The organism is Mesorhizobium sp. M0563 (assembly GCF_040321065.1).
Taxonomy (GTDB): domain Bacteria; phylum Pseudomonadota; class Alphaproteobacteria; order Rhizobiales; family Rhizobiaceae; genus Mesorhizobium.
Genome location: NZ_JAMYQV010000003.1, coordinates 275,985 through 290,954, shown reverse-complemented (window position 1 = coordinate 290,954; position 14,970 = coordinate 275,985). Strand labels below are relative to the sequence as shown.

The following is a 14,970-nucleotide window of genomic DNA, read 5'->3' as shown; positions in this document are numbered from 1 at the left end:
AAAGTTCAGGAGGCTCGCCGGGGTAGGTTTCAACCAGGCGTGGGAACATCGAAGGCTGCTTGGTGTTAGGAGCCATGTTCGACCAACCGCGCGCACATGCCGGGCAGCGATGCATCTGCTGGTTGTGCAACGCGGGGGATCTCGCGGTGGAATCGAAGGGAGATTGCCATGTCTGAATCGAAGACGACCACCGATCATGACGAAATCCGCCGTTGGGCCGAAGACCGCGACGGGCGGCCGGCGGTGGTGCGCACCAAGGGCGAGGGGGGCATACTGCGCATCGATTTCGGCGAGCCTGAAGAGACGTTCGAGCCCGTCGAGTGGGACGAGTTCTTCAGGATATTCGATGAGAACGAACTGGCCTTCCTCTACCAGGATGAGACCAGCGGCGGAAAGACCAGCCGCTTCAACAAATTCGTCGAGCGCAGCCGGAAAAGCTAACATCGTCTAGTTGCCGGCGGCCATGGTCAGTGCAGCAGGTTTGCTCCACGTGCCTTGACGATGTTTCGCATGATGCCGTTGAGCCAATCCTCTGTCGAGGAACCGGATCGTCTGTTGTCGATCTCGCCGATGGCCTGCTCGAGCGTTCGCTCGACCAGCCGGTCGGAAGCATCCATATCTCCCAGCAGCAGACGCGCCGCGAGCCTGAGCTTGGGCAGCAGCGAAAATACGTCGTCTGAGGGCTCGGACGCTCGGCCTCCTTTCGATGCCGACGTCTCGGCTGGGAAGAGAGCATCGAAGACTGCTTGGCCGTCCGAGGATTTTCTGAGGCTGCTGGCATATCGAAGGCGCTCAGGAATAACGATGTCTTCGTCGCCGCTGAAAAACACGAACGGCACGCCACGGCGCATCAGTTCGTCGGCGATCGGGAATACCCGCCTTCCGTTGAGATTGACGTCCAGGATCGCGGCTTCCGCCTCATCCGTATGTTTCGATGCCTGTTCGACCGTCGCCACGGGGCCAAGTACGACGGCGCCCATCTTGCTGAAATAACGTGCAAGATCGCCCGCCAGCATCCATTCGTCCTCGACGATCAGGATATGCAAGCCTTGCAGGTCGCGCACCTCATTGTTCCTTCTTCCTGCGGGATTTACGGCTGTCGGCGCGGACGTCTGCAAAGTGGCGCGCCAGGACCTCTTGCAACCGTTCCGCGAGCGCGAGCAGGCGAGGCGGAATATTTTCGGATACCGGGAACTTGGTCAGATCCGGCGACGGCAACAGGACTCGCTTGGCCGGCTTTATCTCAGGTGGTCGTTTTGCCATTGGAACCGCCTCCGAAGTCAGATGTTAATGCCCACCGGCGGTGCTTTGTTCCGTTGGTGGACTATTTACTGGCCTCGGGCTCAGCCCGGTCTTAATCTGACGCGTGATTTGGGTCTAAGGCCCGATTGGACGGCTTCGTGTTGCGGCGGTTACCAGGGGCGTGGCGTGGCATCCCAGAATGGAAGATTTCCCATTGTCGGCGTCGGCGCATCGGCCGGCGGCATTCCCGCGATGGAGGGCCTGTTCAAAGGACTGACCGACGGCACCGGCATGGCGTTTGTCGTCGTCACGCACCTTAGCCCGGAACGGGAAAGCCTGCTGCACGAGGTTATCCAACGTTACACCGAAATGCCGGTCGTCGTGGCCGAGGAGGGCGTAGCGGTCCAACCGGACCAGGTCTATGTGATGCCACAAAACGTCGTCCTCACCATCCGTAAGGGCGCGCTTTCGCTGCGCCGGCCGAACACGCTCAACCGCGAGCGCAAGCCGATCGACATCTTCTTCAGCGCATTGGCCGAGGACCAGGGCGAGTATGCCGTCGGCATCATCTTGTCGGGTGGCGATTCGGACGGCACGCTCGGCGCCAGGGCGATCAAGGAGCATGGCGGGCTGACCATAGCCCAGGCCTCCAACGGGTACGGCCCCCGCAATCCGGACATGCCGCAGAGTGCGATTTCGAGCGGCCTGATCGACATAGCGGCGCCCGCCGAGCAGATCGGTGCAAAGCTTCAGGCGTTTGTCCGCGGCTTCGACGTGCTGAACGGCCTGACCGAAGCGGACGACGAACACAAGGCCGAGATGGATCGGGCCCGCGATGAAATCTACGCCATTTTGCGCAGCCATTCCGGTCACGACTTTTCCGGCTACAAGACCAAGACGTTCCTGCGTCGCGTAAAGCGGCGCATGCAGATCACGCAGCTGCAGTCGGTCACCACCTACATAGAACGGCTGAAAGGCGATCCGGACGAGGTGGCGAAGCTGTTTCGCGACCTGCTCATCAACGTCACCAGCTTTTTTCGCGACGCCGAAGCGTTCAAATTGCTGGAGGAAAAGATCATACCGCAGATTTTCGAAGGCAAGAACGCCTCCGATGCGGTGCGTGTCTGGGTGCCCGGCTGTGCCACCGGCGAGGAGGTGTTCTCGATCGGCATGCTGATGCGCGAGCGCATCGAGAAGCTTTCCGCGCCGCCGCGCGTCCAGATATTCGCGACCGACATCGACGAGCCGGCGCTCGCGGTGGCGCGTGCGGCGCGTTATCCCGAAGCGCTGCTGCACGGGCTTTCGCCACAGCGCAGGCAACGCTTTTTCCACAGCGACGGCGCGAGCTACGTGCTTGGCAACGAGGTGCGCGAACTGTGCATCTTTTCGCCGCACAGCATTATCCGCGATCCTCCCTTCTCGCGCATGGATATGATTTCCTGCCGCAACCTGCTGATCTATTTCGGCCCGCAGATCCAGAACCGGGTGATTCCGATCTTCCATTACGCGCTGAGGCCGGGCGGCTATCTGTTCCTCGGCACCTCGGAAAGCGTCGGTCAGCACGGCGACCTGTTTGCCACGGTCGACAAGAAGCATCGGATTTTCCAGGCGCGGGAACATGCAATGCCGCGGCCGCTGGTTCTGATCGGCAATGGCCCCACGGGTGCCCTTCCGGTCGGACGCGGCGGCTCGACGAAGGATGCCGCCAGCCATTCACTGCGCCAGGCGATCGAGGCTCAGGTGCTGGAGCGGTTCGCCCCGCCTCACGTTCTGGTCAATGGCGATGGCGACATCGTCTACTATTCGGCGAGGACGGGCAAATATCTGGAAGCACCGCAAGGCGCCCCGAGCCGGCAGTTGCTGACACTGGCCCGCCGCGGGCTTAGACTTGAGCTGCGAGCCGCGTTGCGGGAGGCAGCCACGACGCGCCGCACGGTCGTTCGGGAGAACATAGCGGTCGAAGAAGACGACGGACAGCTTCAGTTCATTGCACTGATGGTCGAGCCGTACACGGAACGCGGCAATGGCGAGCCCCTCTACCTCGTCCTGTTCAATCCGGTGGGACAGGCCCAGATCCGCTCCGATCCGGCACGCGAAAGCCGCGGCGCCGACGATGCGACCGATCTCGAACGGGAGTTGCGCGACACGCGCGAGCGGCTGCAGTCGACCATCGAGGAATACGAAACCGCGCTGGAGGAAGTAAAGTCTTCGAACGAGGAACTCGTCTCCGTCAATGAAGAGGCGCAGTCGACCAATGAGGAGCTTGAGGCCTCGAAGGAGGAGATGCAGTCGCTCAACGAAGAGCTCAATACCATCAACGCAGAGCTGACTGGCAAGATAGAGGAACTCGACCGCGCCAACAGCGATCTCAGAAACCTGTTCGAAAGCACGGAAATCGCCACCATCTTCCTCGACCGCAACCTTGTGGTGCGGACCTTTACTCCCGCCGCGTCGTCGTTCTTCAACTTGCGTCCGTCCGATGTCGGCCGACCGCTGACCGATCTTTCGAGCCAGCTCGACTACCCCGAGTTGAAGCGGCACATCCAGGCGGTGTTCGAGACGGGAGAGACCCTGAACCATCACCTTGCGCGCGACAACAAGGGCCGGTTCTACCTGGTTCGCATCAACCCGTACCGGGACAAAGGCGGCAGCATCCAGGGCGTGGTCGTGACCCTGATCGACGTGACGACGCTGGCGCAGGCTGAAGAGCGTCAGCAGGTGCTCATCTCGGAGCTGAACCATCGCGTCAAGAACATGCTGGCGGTCGTCGCCAGCATCACCAACCGGACGCGTGAAAACTCGGCGTCGAAAGACGAGTTCGCCGAAGCCTTGATCGGCCGGCTGCAGGCGATGTCACGAGCCTACAGTCTGCTCTCGCGAGAAAGCTGGACGGAAGCCTCCGTCGAGGAACTGCTGCGCCAGGAACTTGATCCCTTTGGGGCCGAACGGTTCGAGCTCGATGGCAAGCGGGTAAGCCTCAAGCCTGTGCAAGGGCTCTCCTTCGGCATGGCAATTCATGAGCTGGCGACGAATGCCGCCAAATATGGCGCACTGTCGAAACCTGCCGGGCGCATAGTTGTCAAATGGTCGGTGGTGGATGGCACCTTCAAGCTCGTCTGGCGCGAGAAGGGCGGCCCCCGCATCAAGGAGCCAACCGACAGCGGCTTCGGCCTTACCCTTCTGCGTGGAGAAATCGGTTACAGGCTGGGCGGAAAAGTTGAAACAAGTTTCCGCTCAAATGGTTTGGAGGTGGAAATTGCATTCCCTCTGACCCGCGAGGGCTCGTCGTGACCGGAAAGGTGCGTGTGCTGATCGTCGAGGATGAATGGCTGATCGCCGACGACGCGGCGGCTTACCTGCGCAAGGCCGGCCATCAGGTGGTCGGGCCGGTTTCGTCGGTTACGGCGGCCCTCCGCCTCGTCGGTGAAGGCGGCATCGACGCGGCGCTGTTGGATATCCAGTTGAACGACGAGACCAGCTATCCAATCGCGGAAGCGTTGCGGACGCGCGGCGTGCCGTTCGCTTTCCTCTCCGGGTATGGCGAACGCGAAATTCCGGCAGGTTTCCGCGCTTGCAGGATCGTGCAGAAGCCGGCGAGCCAGAGTGCGATCCTGAATGCCGTGGATGAACTCGCGCAAGCCTGCTGAGGTCTCGATTTTGAACCAAGTCACATCCGCATGGTGCGTGCCTGCCGCGAACACGAACGCCTATGGCAAGATCCGCACCGGTACCGATTTGGCGGCCGGGACATGAGCCTTCTCGGCTCTGTGCCAGAGAGGAATCAGTGGGTTGAGCTCGGGATAATAACCGGCGCAATTTCCCTCCGGCACTGAGAAAGGCGTGATGCGCAGCCCGCGCACGCGGCGCTCCGCGCCATCCTGCGCATTGGCTTCGAGATCGACCTCCTGTCCCGCGCTCAAGCCGAGGCGCTGGATGTCCTTTTCGTTCATCAACAGCACCATGCGTGTGCCGCTGATGCCGCGCAGCCGGTCGTTGTAGCCGTAGACGGTCGTGTTGAACTGATCGTTGGAGCGCACCGTGATCAGTGTCAGCACATCGCGGCCGGCGACATCGATGTCAGGATCGGTTTCAAGGCCACTTGGCAGCTTGAAATTGGCCTTCTTGTTCGGCGTCTCCCACACCCGCTTGCTCGCCTTGATGTCGCGATGGAACCCGCCGGGCGTCAGAAAGCGCTTGTTGAAGTCGCGGAAATGTTGGGGGTAGCAGCGCTCGATCTCGTCACGGATGCGGGAATAGTCGCCAACCCACTCATCCCGTGGGATCGAACTCCTGCCCGGCACCGTCGCCTTGGCAAGTTCGGCGACGATCCGGGGCTCGGAAAGCAGATGCGGCGAAGCCGGAGGTCGCGATCCGAACGAGCCATGGATACAGGCGGTGGAATCCTCTATCGACACCCTTTGGTCGCCGCTCGCCTGATGATCTCTTTCCAGCCGTGACAGGCAAGGCAGCAGATAGGTTGTCCGGCCGGCGATCAGATGGCTGCGGTTGAGCTTGGTCGCGATCTCGACATGCAGGTCGAGCCCACGCCAGGCTTTCTCGACCAGGCCGGTTTCCGGCACGGCCCGCACGAAATTGCCGCCGAGCCCGACGAGGCCCTTGACCGATCCGTCGATGACGCCCTCGCAGGTCTCGACCGTATCGAGACCTTTCTCACGCGGCGGTTCAAAGGCGTAGAATTCGGCGAACTTGTCGAGCGGGACGAGCTCGGGTTTTTCCGATATGCCGACGGTGCGCTGTCCCTGGACATTGGAATGGCCGCGCAGCGGCGAAATACCGGCGCCGGGTTTTCCGATATTGCCGCGCATCATCAAAAGGTTGCACAGCATCTGGACGTTCTCGGTGCCGTGCCGATGCTGGGTCAGGCCCATGCCGTAATTGCCGATCACCGCGTTGGCATGGCTGTAGACCTCGGCGACATGCTCCAGATCGGCCTGCGCAATGCCCGATCGTGCGACGATATCGCTCCACTGGGTGTTGCGCAGGAAGGCTTCGAACTCGGCGAAGCCATGCGTGTGCTCGGCGATGAAAGCCGTATCGAGGGCACGCGTCCTGCCGCTTTCGCGGGCGGCATCGTCGAGCGCCAGCAACGCTTTGGCGATGCCCGTTATCGCGGCGATGTCGCCGCCCGAACGGACCTGGAAGAAGTCGCTGGACATTTTGGTGCCCGGTCCGGGCGACAGCATGTCGATGGAGTTTTGCGGATTCTTGAAGCGCTTCAGTCCCCGCTCGGGCAAAGGATTGAAAGTGAAGACGGGCACGTTGCGTTGACGTGCCTCTTGCAGCGGATGCAACAGGCGCGGCGCCGTCACCCCGGTATTGTGCCCGAAGAAGAGCATCATGTCGCATTTCGCAAAGTCTTCGAGCTGCACGGTCCCGACCGGCGAACCGATCGATTCCGGCAAGCCGACCGAGGTCGATTCATGACACACGTTGGACGAATCGGGCAGGTTCGAAGACCCGTAGATCCGCGCAAAAAGCTGATACATGAACGAGGCCTCGAGCGAGGCGCGGCCGGACGTGTACAATACCACCGATTTGGGATCGAGCCGTCGCAATTCGGCAGCTATGTCGCGGAATGCATCGTCCCGGCGGCATTGTAGCGCATGGGCTCCGTAAGCCTGCCCTGTTTCTCCAGATCGTGGTCCGGCCAATCGAGCAATTCCGCCACCGAATGCTCGGCGAAGAAAGCGGGTTCGCAGCGCAGCTTGGTCTGGTCCCACATCGTCGCCTTGGCGCCGTTTTCACAGAATTCGAAAGGCCTCGGCTGAGCTGGCTTTGCCCATGAGCAAGACACGCACATATAGCCGTCGGCCTTGTTCTGCTTGAGCAGCGTGCTCCATATCCCGGACAATAGCAGGCCTTCGCCACGCGCCTTGCGGACCAGCGATTTGAGCGATCCCCAGCCGCCTGTCGGGTGGTCGTATTTCTTGGTTTCAATGCGATCGGTTACCGCGGGTTTCATGCAAGCCACTCCCTGTAGAAGAGCAGTCATACGAACCCGCCGTGAGGCTGAATGTTCCCGGCCGGCTCCGTCCCGTCACGCCGTCCGTCTAACCGGAACCATTTCCGCCATCGTTTGTTCGGCTCAAAGAAAGGAGCCGTGCGAAATGGAGCGACGTAACGCGTTAATTGCAATGGTGATTTCGGCCATCATCATCGTCGGCTTCCTCATAGGCTTTTTGTACGGCGATATGGGCTGGCAGACTTCGCCGCTCAAAAGAGCCGCTGAACAGAACCAGGGTGGCAATGCTCCGGCCGATACCTCGCCTGCCGCCGGCATCAAGAAGAACCCCAAGGAAAATACCGAAATGCCGGGCCAGCAGTGAAGGCGAGTCCAGCCATGAAGTTAGCCAATGCCACGAACTGAAACGGGTTCCTGTTTTTGCGGCGCCATAACGGCGCAAATGCGCGGCGAGCCGTTCTGGGTTTGCTCCGATCACGACGACGACTGTCGCAAGGCGATAGGAAGCCCGCTAACGGTGTGGGTCGGTTATCGGCCTTCTGAATTCACCTTGCTCACCGGCATACCGAAGACCTTTTCGAAAACCCCCGGTGTGCTCCGGTCCTTCTGCGCGGATTGCGGAACATCGATCGGCTATGTCGACCAGGGCCTGCCCGACGAACTCTATCTGGCGATCGGCTTTCTCGATCACCCCGAACGGTTTCCGCCACAGGCCCACGCATACTGGGACATGAGGTTACCCTGGGTCGACTTTCCAGACGAGCTGCCGCGGGTGGGGATGTATTCGAGGCGGCGAGATCCGGCCTTCGGAAATCCGGCGGAACGCTAGCTTTCGATCCCCTTGCTGGTTGGAAAACGCGCCATTCGGGCTTCGTACGAAAACGACAATTGGCGCGCGGCTGAAAACGCGCGATCATGTGTCAATGGGCCGCCGTTTGGATGACAAGCTCGATTGCAAGGCGTGCGGGACGATCCTGATGGAGATTCCCGACAACCCGAAGGATTCCACACCGATCTATTGCAGCAATTGCGGCGCCTATCTCGGCGAATGGGGCGATCTGCAGGAGGACTTCTTCAGGCAGGCGTTCGGTGCCCAGGCCTTCGATCTGAACAACGGAAACATCATCAAGAAATAATCCTGGATTGTGCGGGCACCCCGCCGGCCCCAAGCCACGGCCTGTGGACCCGGCTCGTTGCGGCAATCGCCGTTCGTATCGGACCCTCGGGAACCTTTCTCCCGAGCCGCTTGTTTGGGTGGCGGAAGGAGAAACGCCATGAGCACGAAACCTCCCCCTGTGCCGCCGAAGAATCTGAGCCCAAAGGGCGCCGGTGACAAAAAATCGGTAGCAGCCGACCAGGCACCGCAATCCACCGTCCCCGATCCCGACAAGCAGGGTCAGCAAGGCAATACGAAGGTCAACACCACTCATCAAGGCAACGTCCAGGATCGCTAGGCCATGTCCACGTCGAAGAAAACTCCTGCCAGCATCCGCCAGGGCGGTCCCGGCGCCGCGCACGAAAACGCCAAGAAGCCGCTGAGCGTCGAAAAGCCGCCGGCCGATTCAGACCAGCGCAGCCACAGCAAGGTCTCCGGCGGCGGCGGCGAACGCGACAGCCACCATACCCATGACCCCGAAAAGAAAGGCGACACTCGGCCGGCGCATCAGGACAAGTGAAGTCGGGCGGCGACGCGACTACCGATGGGGCTCGAGCGAAATGTCAGCGGGGACGGCGCGCCAAGGCAATCGGCACGACGTTGTCGACATTGATCACCGGCAAATCGAACAGCATCGGAAGCCCCCGCGTCGCGGCCATTTCCACGATCAGCTCCTCGATGGAGTGATCGGTCAGAAGGGTTTCGACGCCCAGCCGGATCATCGCCGCCAGCTTGTGCACCGGCACCGGCACGGACTTCGCCCGGTCGTCGAGCAACTTGCTGATTTCGATCACGACGTCGGCGTCGATATTCCTGGGCAAGTCTCGCATAAGCGCCTCCCCGCCAAACGAAACGAAAAGCCCGCCGCACCTTTCGATACGGCGGGCGATCCAGTAATGCGCACCGGCGAGGGGATCGGGGGTGGGCGTGCCGGCGCGCGCAGATCGCAAGTAATTTTAGTTAAATCCGCCAACTTCGATGTGTCACGGAAAAACGTCTGTACGTTTTTTACCGAACCGCGCCCTGTACCCGCCGTCGCGCGGCGCGGCAGCACAGACGGCGCGATCCTCTGCCCTCCGGACAGCGAGCTCAAACAGTATACATTATAGACTTGAAATATCTTGCCAGGTGATCCAGCCTGTGCTTCACTTGAGCCGGGAACATGGCTGACAGGTCGATTTCTGCCGATATATGGCTGCATTTCAACGGCACGACTGCGAGATCACAGCCTCAAACGATATACGAAATCTTCGCATGGGAAGGCGTGGATGACGGAAACGATAGAGCTCAAACGGGTTGGCGATGGCAATCTGCGTGCCCAGGTCTATCAACAAGTCCGGCTGACGATACAGCATGGCGAATTGGCGCCTGGCCAGAAGCTGGTCGATGTCGATATTGCCGCCCGGCTCGGCATTTCCAGAATGCCTGTCCGCGACGCCTTGATGCAGTTGGTGCATGAGGGCTATCTCGTCGGCACCACACGCGGCTTCACGCTGCCCACGCTTACCGCAACGGATGTCGCCGACATCTTCGAGGTCCGCCGGTTGCTCGAGCCGCGGGCCGCCGCGCACGCCGCACGGACACTTGACGCCGCTGGCCTCAAGACCCTGGCAGCCGCGCTCCGGGAGGCAGAGGCTGCGGCCGCAGATGGCGATGCCGACCGCTTTTTCCAGGCCAATTCGGCATTCAGGAATTGTTGGCTTGGCGCGGTCGCGAACGAGCGTCTTTCACAAACGATTGCCCGCTTCGTCGACCATGTACTCGTCGTCCGTTTAAGGACGCTGTCGCACCAGCCGACGCAGGCCGTTATCGTGGCCGGCATGCGCGCCATCTACGAGGCATTCGTCAAGCGCGACGCCGTCGCCGCTTACGACCGCATGACCCACTTCATTCAGAACGCCGAGGAGCGTTTCATGAAGCTGAGCCCACCGTTTCAAAACTCCGACGGCGAGGGCAAGAGCATGTCACGGCGGGGGAAATCATGATCAGGAAGCAGCACCCGCTGAAAGGGCCGAACAGGTTCAAGCTCGGCGTCTTTTCCATGAACGCCGATGGCGGCCTGGCAATGACCACCGTCCCCGAGCGCTGGCGTGCCCGCTGGGAAGACAACCTCAACTCCGCCTGCATCGCCGATCGCGCCGGCCTCGAGTTTCTGCTGCCGATCGCCCGCTGGCGCGGCTTCGGCGGTTTGACGCATGTGCGGGAATGGTCGTTCGAGACGTTCACCTGGGCGGCGGGTCTTGCTGTCGCCACCGAAAACATCGGCCTGTTCATGACGGTGCATGTGCCGCTGGTTCATCCGCTGCAGGCTGCAAAAGCGCTGGCGACGGTCGACCACATCTCCAACGGGCGTGCCGGCTTGAACATCGTCTGCGGCTGGAACCCGGACGAGTTCGCCATGTTCGGGCAGACGGTCGGCGAGCGGACCTACGATCAGGCCGAGGAATGGATCAACATCATCGTGCGTGCCTATCAATCGAGGGAGCCGTTCGACTTCAGCGGCGAGTTCTACGATCTGAAGGGGGTCGTCAGCCGCCCGCCAAGCCTGCAGGCGCCGCGACCGGTGACCATGAACGCCGCCTTCGGCGCGCCGGGGCGCAACTATGCGGCGCGCCACTGCGACTACCTGTTTTCGACTTTTTCCGAAATTGCCGACGGCCGTGCGCATGTGGTCGACATCACCAACCGAGCGGCCGAAGTCGGACGCGAAGTCGGCGTCTATACGGTTTGTCACGTCGTCTGCCGGGAAACCCAGCAGGAAGCCGAGGATTATTACCGGCATTACGCGCTGGAATGCGCGGACGAGGGCGCCGTCGACGAGCATATGCGCAAGAAGAAGGAATTCGCGAACTCGCATGATGCGAAGGCCTTCACCGAATATCGGCAAAGGTTCGCCGGCGGTGCTGGAACTTTCCCGCTCATCGGCACGCCGGAAAAGATCGTCGACGACCTCACTGCGATCATGGACCAGGGTTATTCCGGCGCCGCCCTCACATTCGTCAACTATACCTACGAATTGCCCTTCTTCTGCGACCGCGTGCTGCCGCTGATGCGCCAGGCCGGGCTTCGAGTAAATTGATGCCGGCGGCCGCCATTCCGACGCCGTGGGTGGATGGACACGACGCCATCAATCCGCGCGCCTTCAAGCAGGCAATGCGGGCCGTGGCGGGCTCGGTCGCCATCCTCGCGTCGGAACATGACGAGATCGGCTTTTGCGGCATCACGGCGACGGCACTCTGCTCGTTCAGTGCCGAGCCGCCTTCGCTGCTGGCCTGCGTCAACCGCAGCAGCACCTTTGCCTCGGCCATTCGCGAAGGCTTGCCCTTTTCGGTCAATCTGCCAGCCGGCGACCAGGAGAACGTTGTGCGTGCCTTTGGCGGCATGACCAAAGCCAAGGGGGCCGCGCGGTTCTCGTCCGGATCATGGGTGCGTGGCGAAACCGGCGCGCCCTTGCTTGTCGGCGCGCGGGCAATGTTCGAATGCCGGGTGGCCGAAATCATTGTGCGGGCGTCGCACATGATCGTCATCGGCATCGTCTCAGGCGTCGCGCTGGACCGCGCTGACCGATCGCCGGTCTTCTACGCACATGGACGGTTCCTGACAGTAGGAGATGATGCCAGTTAACCGCCGTTCGCGTGGCGGCGCAGCGATTGTAATTTTCAGATCGGCCCGATCATGGGCGAACTATCAAAGGGAGTACGGCAATGCGCATTTGGAAATCCCTTGTTCTGGCTGCACTCCTGTCGGGTGTGGCGGGTATCGCCCCGGCCGAGGAGGTCGTCCTCAACGCCGTGCATTTTACGCCGACGCAGAACGGCTACGCCCAGAGCTTCCTGAAGTTCGTTCAGAAGGTGAACGAAAAGGGCAAGGGTGTGGTCCAGATCAACGTGCGTGGCGGGCCGGAGGTCATTCCGCCGATCCAGCAGGGCGCGGCGCTCAGGAGCGGCCTGATCGACGTGATCGACACGCCGGCAGGGCAGTTCCTCGAGCTCGTGCCCGAAGGCGAGGTGTTCTCCGCATCGACAAAGACGCCGTGGGAGGTTCGCGAGAATGGCGGCTGGGACTTCATCAGCGGAATTTTCGAGAAGAAGGCCAATGCCCATCTGCTGGCGCATGTCGACGCGGGCTCGGGCTTCAACGTCTTCACCATCGACGAACCCAAGCTCAACAGCGAAGGCAGCATCGACTGGAGCAGCCTGAAGATCCGCTCGTCGCCGCTCTATCGCGATTTCCTTGAATCCCTGGGCGCAACGGTGATCGTGCAAGCGCCAGGGGACGTCTACACCTCGCTCGAGCGCGGCGTCGTCAATGCCAACGCCTATACCGTGTTTGGCTATGCGTCGTTCGGCTGGGACAAGTTCACCAAATACCGTGTCGACCCGCAATTCTTCAAAACCGACGTGCTGATCTCGATCAACAAGGCCAAATGGGACACGCTGTCGCCCGAGGCGCAGAAGCTGCTTGCCGACACGGCCGTCGAATACGAGCGCGCGAGCTATGACGCCAATCTTGCCGAGTCGGAAAAGCAGGCACAGGCGATGATCGACGGCGGGCAGAAGGTGATCAGCTTGACCGGTGCCGGCCGCGACAAATTCCTGGCGGCTGCCACGCAGGCGAGCTGGGCGAGAATGGCCAAACGCGATCCCACCAACATCGATCAGTTGAAGAAATTCTTCCAGTAGCCGAGCGGAGGCTGCCTTGTAAGCCCTCCATCAAAGCTGGGCAAAAGCGGGGCAACGGTGGACATGAGGGTCGTCGGACATGGACAGATTGTTTGCAGCGATTGCGAAGCTGAGCCTTGCGTTGGCGGCGACGGCAAAAGTGGTGCTTGGCCTCATCATCGTCGCGGTGGTTGCTGATGTATGCGTCCGCAATCTGGGCCTGAGGCCGCTTGCCTGGGCAGTATCGGCGACGGAATACGGCCTGCTTTGCGCGGCATTCCTGCCGATGCCCTGGCTGGTCCACAGCAAGGGCCATGTCTTCGTCGAGTTCCTGCGCAAGGCGCTGCCGATGCGGGCTCGGGCGGTGCTTGAAAAACTGGTCTATCTCGCCTGCATCGGCGTCAGCCTCTACCTTGGCAGCGTCGCCTTGTTTTCCCTGACAAGCGCCGTGGCGGGCGGCGAATATGAAACGCGCAGTTTCGACATGCCGAAATGGCTGGTCTTTCTGCCCATCATGCTCGCCTTCTACCTCTCTGCGCTGGAATGGCTCAGATATCTCCTCGGCCGTGACACGCTGTACACGCTCGATCCGCTGGAAATGGAAGGGCTCTGACCGGTGGCCTGGCTGTTTCCATTCGCCGTGCTTGTTGGCACCATCCTCGTGTTGATGGGGCTTGGGCTGCCGGTCGCCTTCGCTTTCTTCGTCACCAATGTGATCGGGCTGTACCTGTTCTTCGGCGGTTCGATCGGCGTGACGCAGATGGTCGCCAACTTCTCCGACGCCGTCTCGACCTATGCGCTCGCTCCGCTGCCGATGTTTCTTGTCATGGGCAGCCTGTTCTTCCGCTCCGGCCTCGGCGAGAAGGTCATCTACGCGCTCGACCTGTGCATCGGCAATCTGCGCGGACGCCTCGCTTATGTCGTTCTCGCCGCCGGCACAATCTTTTCCGCGCTGTCGGGCTCGAGCCTCGCCAATACCGGCATGATGGGTTCGCTGATGGTGCCGGAGATGCTGAAGCGGGGCTACAAGCCGCATATGGCCTACGGCCCGGTGCTTGGCGCCGGAAGCCTTGCCGTCATCATCCCGCCATCCTCGCTGGCCGTCTTGCTCGGCTCGCTGGCCCAGATCGACGTAGGCGCGTTGCTCATAGCGGGGGCTTTGCCCGGGCTGCTCCTCGTTGTCATGTACGCGGCGCTGATCTTCGCACAGACGAAGATCGATCCGGACGCCTCTCCGCACTATCCGGTGCCCGCCGTTCCTGCGGCCGAGAAGGTGAGGGCGGTTGCCGTCAACATCATTCCGATGAGCGTCATCGTGTTCATGGTGGTTGGCACGATCATCCTTGGAATAGCGACGCCGACGGAATCGGCGGGGCTCGGCTGTGCCGCCGTGTTCGCCTTGTTGTTTGTCTACCGGCGGTTCAGCTGGTCGGTTGTCTGGAGGTCGCTGGACGATGCGATGAAGGTCACCGGCATGACCTTCCTGATCATCTCGGCTTCGACGACGTTTTCGCAGATATTCGCCTTCTCCGGCGCCTCCAACGGCTTTATCCAGTTCATCGTCGGCTATGATCTTGGACCGTATCCCATGCTGCTCATGATGGTGCTCGTCATCCTGCTGCTCGGCATGTTCATGGATCAGGTCTCGATGATGCTGATCACGCTGCCGATCTTCCTGCCGATCGCCCACCAATTCGGCTACGAGCCGGTATGGTTCGGGCTGATCCTGCTGCTCGCCTACGAGGTCGGCTTCACCACGCCGCCGTTTGGTCTGCTGCTGTTCATCATGATCGGTGTTGCGCCGAAAGGCACATCGCTCAAGACGGTTGCCATGTCAGCGGCACCCTACATCGCGCTGACGCTTTTGCTGATCCTGCTGATTGTCCTCTTTCCGCAGATCGCTCTCTTTCTTCCGAATTTGATCTAGT

17 protein-coding genes and 1 pseudogene are annotated in these 14,970 nt (G+C 61.2%); 14 read left to right on the top strand and 4 right to left on the bottom strand.

All coding sequences use genetic code 11. The features are described from left to right. Positions 1-168 precede the first annotated feature (168 nt). Positions 169-441 carry a hypothetical protein gene (locus NKI50_RS06730; protein ID WP_023716631.1) on the top strand — a complete coding sequence of 91 codons (273 nt, stop codon included), beginning with the start codon at positions 169-171 and terminating at the stop codon, positions 439-441. A gap of 26 nt (positions 442-467) precedes the next feature. Here the strand turns inward: NKI50_RS06730 and NKI50_RS06725 are convergent, their stop codons facing one another. Together NKI50_RS06725 and NKI50_RS06720 are read right to left on the bottom strand one after the other, a co-directional pair. Continuing rightward, complete coding sequence (locus NKI50_RS06725) at positions 468-1,064, bottom strand: response regulator (protein WP_023716632.1); 597 nt, start codon at positions 1,062-1,064, stop codon at positions 468-470. A 1-nt stretch (position 1,065) separates the two neighbouring features. Then, complete coding sequence (locus tag NKI50_RS06720) at positions 1,066-1,263, bottom strand: hypothetical protein (RefSeq protein ID WP_023716633.1); 198 nt, start codon at positions 1,261-1,263, stop codon at positions 1,066-1,068. Positions 1,264-1,428: 165 nt separating this feature from the next. Here NKI50_RS06720 and NKI50_RS06715 point away from each other — a divergent pair, with 165 nt between their 5' ends. Together NKI50_RS06715 and NKI50_RS06710 are read left to right on the top strand one after the other, a co-directional pair. Further along, positions 1,429-4,533 carry a CheR family methyltransferase gene (locus tag NKI50_RS06715; RefSeq protein ID WP_023716634.1) on the top strand — a complete coding sequence of 1,035 codons (3,105 nt, stop codon included), beginning with the start codon at positions 1,429-1,431 and terminating at the stop codon, positions 4,531-4,533. Between the two features lie 14 nt (positions 4,534-4,547). Next, positions 4,548-4,889 (top strand): response regulator, encoded by a 342-nt coding sequence (locus tag NKI50_RS06710; RefSeq protein WP_352715867.1) that lies wholly within the window; start codon positions 4,548-4,550, stop codon positions 4,887-4,889. Between the two features lie 60 nt (positions 4,890-4,949). Here the strand turns inward: NKI50_RS06710 and NKI50_RS06705 are convergent. Beyond that, positions 4,950-7,225: pseudogene (locus NKI50_RS06705) on the bottom strand (FdhF/YdeP family oxidoreductase). Between the two features lie 145 nt (positions 7,226-7,370). On the opposite strand from NKI50_RS06705, the gene NKI50_RS06700 reads away from it, so the two are divergent. The 5 genes from NKI50_RS06700 (at position 7,371) to NKI50_RS06680 (ending at position 8,901) form a co-directional block, all read left to right on the top strand. Further along, the gene (locus NKI50_RS06700) at positions 7,371-7,589 is read left to right on the top strand and encodes a hypothetical protein (RefSeq protein WP_352482798.1); all 219 of its coding nucleotides are present in this window, start codon (positions 7,371-7,373) and stop codon (positions 7,587-7,589) included. Between the two features lie 27 nt (positions 7,590-7,616). After that, complete coding sequence (locus NKI50_RS06695) at positions 7,617-8,054, top strand: GFA family protein (protein ID WP_352482796.1); 438 nt, start codon at positions 7,617-7,619, stop codon at positions 8,052-8,054. 148 nt (positions 8,055-8,202) lie between these two features. Further along, on the top strand, positions 8,203-8,361 hold the full coding sequence (locus NKI50_RS06690) for a hypothetical protein (RefSeq protein WP_023716639.1): 159 nt from the start codon (positions 8,203-8,205) through the stop codon (positions 8,359-8,361). Positions 8,362-8,499: 138 nt separating this feature from the next. After that, entirely contained in the window at positions 8,500-8,679 is a 180-nt protein-coding gene (locus tag NKI50_RS06685) for a hypothetical protein (protein ID WP_031193315.1), read from the top strand. A 3-nt stretch (positions 8,680-8,682) separates the two neighbouring features. Then, positions 8,683-8,901, top strand: a complete 219-nt coding sequence (locus tag NKI50_RS06680) for a hypothetical protein (protein ID WP_352715865.1) — start codon at positions 8,683-8,685, stop codon at positions 8,899-8,901. Between the two features lie 43 nt (positions 8,902-8,944). Here the strand turns inward: NKI50_RS06680 and NKI50_RS06675 are convergent, their stop codons facing one another. Then, positions 8,945-9,175, bottom strand: coding sequence for a hypothetical protein (locus NKI50_RS06675; protein WP_352547441.1), 231 nt, complete (start codon positions 9,173-9,175; stop codon positions 8,945-8,947). Positions 9,176-9,649: 474 nt separating this feature from the next. On the opposite strand from NKI50_RS06675, the gene NKI50_RS06670 reads away from it, so the two are divergent. From NKI50_RS06670 to NKI50_RS06645, 6 genes are all read left to right on the top strand, one after another. Next, positions 9,650-10,366 carry a GntR family transcriptional regulator gene (locus NKI50_RS06670; protein ID WP_023716643.1) on the top strand — a complete coding sequence of 239 codons (717 nt, stop codon included), beginning with the start codon at positions 9,650-9,652 and terminating at the stop codon, positions 10,364-10,366. After that, positions 10,366-11,460: an LLM class flavin-dependent oxidoreductase gene (locus NKI50_RS06665; protein ID WP_023716644.1), complete on the top strand. Its 1,095-nt coding sequence runs from the start codon at positions 10,366-10,368 to the stop codon at positions 11,458-11,460. Before NKI50_RS06670 ends, NKI50_RS06665 begins: the two co-directional genes overlap by 1 nt. Beyond that, complete coding sequence (locus tag NKI50_RS06660) at positions 11,460-12,005, top strand: flavin reductase family protein (RefSeq protein ID WP_352493919.1); 546 nt, start codon at positions 11,460-11,462, stop codon at positions 12,003-12,005. Before NKI50_RS06665 ends, NKI50_RS06660 begins: the two co-directional genes overlap by 1 nt. 80 nt (positions 12,006-12,085) lie before the next feature. Continuing rightward, on the top strand, positions 12,086-13,063 hold the full coding sequence (gene dctP / locus NKI50_RS06655; RefSeq protein WP_023716646.1) for a TRAP transporter substrate-binding protein DctP: 978 nt from the start codon (positions 12,086-12,088) through the stop codon (positions 13,061-13,063). A 79-nt stretch (positions 13,064-13,142) separates the two neighbouring features. Beyond that, the gene (locus tag NKI50_RS06650) at positions 13,143-13,655 is read left to right on the top strand and encodes a TRAP transporter small permease (RefSeq protein ID WP_352715863.1); all 513 of its coding nucleotides are present in this window, start codon (positions 13,143-13,145) and stop codon (positions 13,653-13,655) included. A 3-nt stretch (positions 13,656-13,658) separates the two neighbouring features. Further along, the gene (locus tag NKI50_RS06645; RefSeq protein ID WP_352715861.1) at positions 13,659-14,969 is read left to right on the top strand and encodes a TRAP transporter large permease; all 1,311 of its coding nucleotides are present in this window, start codon (positions 13,659-13,661) and stop codon (positions 14,967-14,969) included. The last annotated feature ends 1 nt before the right edge of the window (position 14,970 follow it).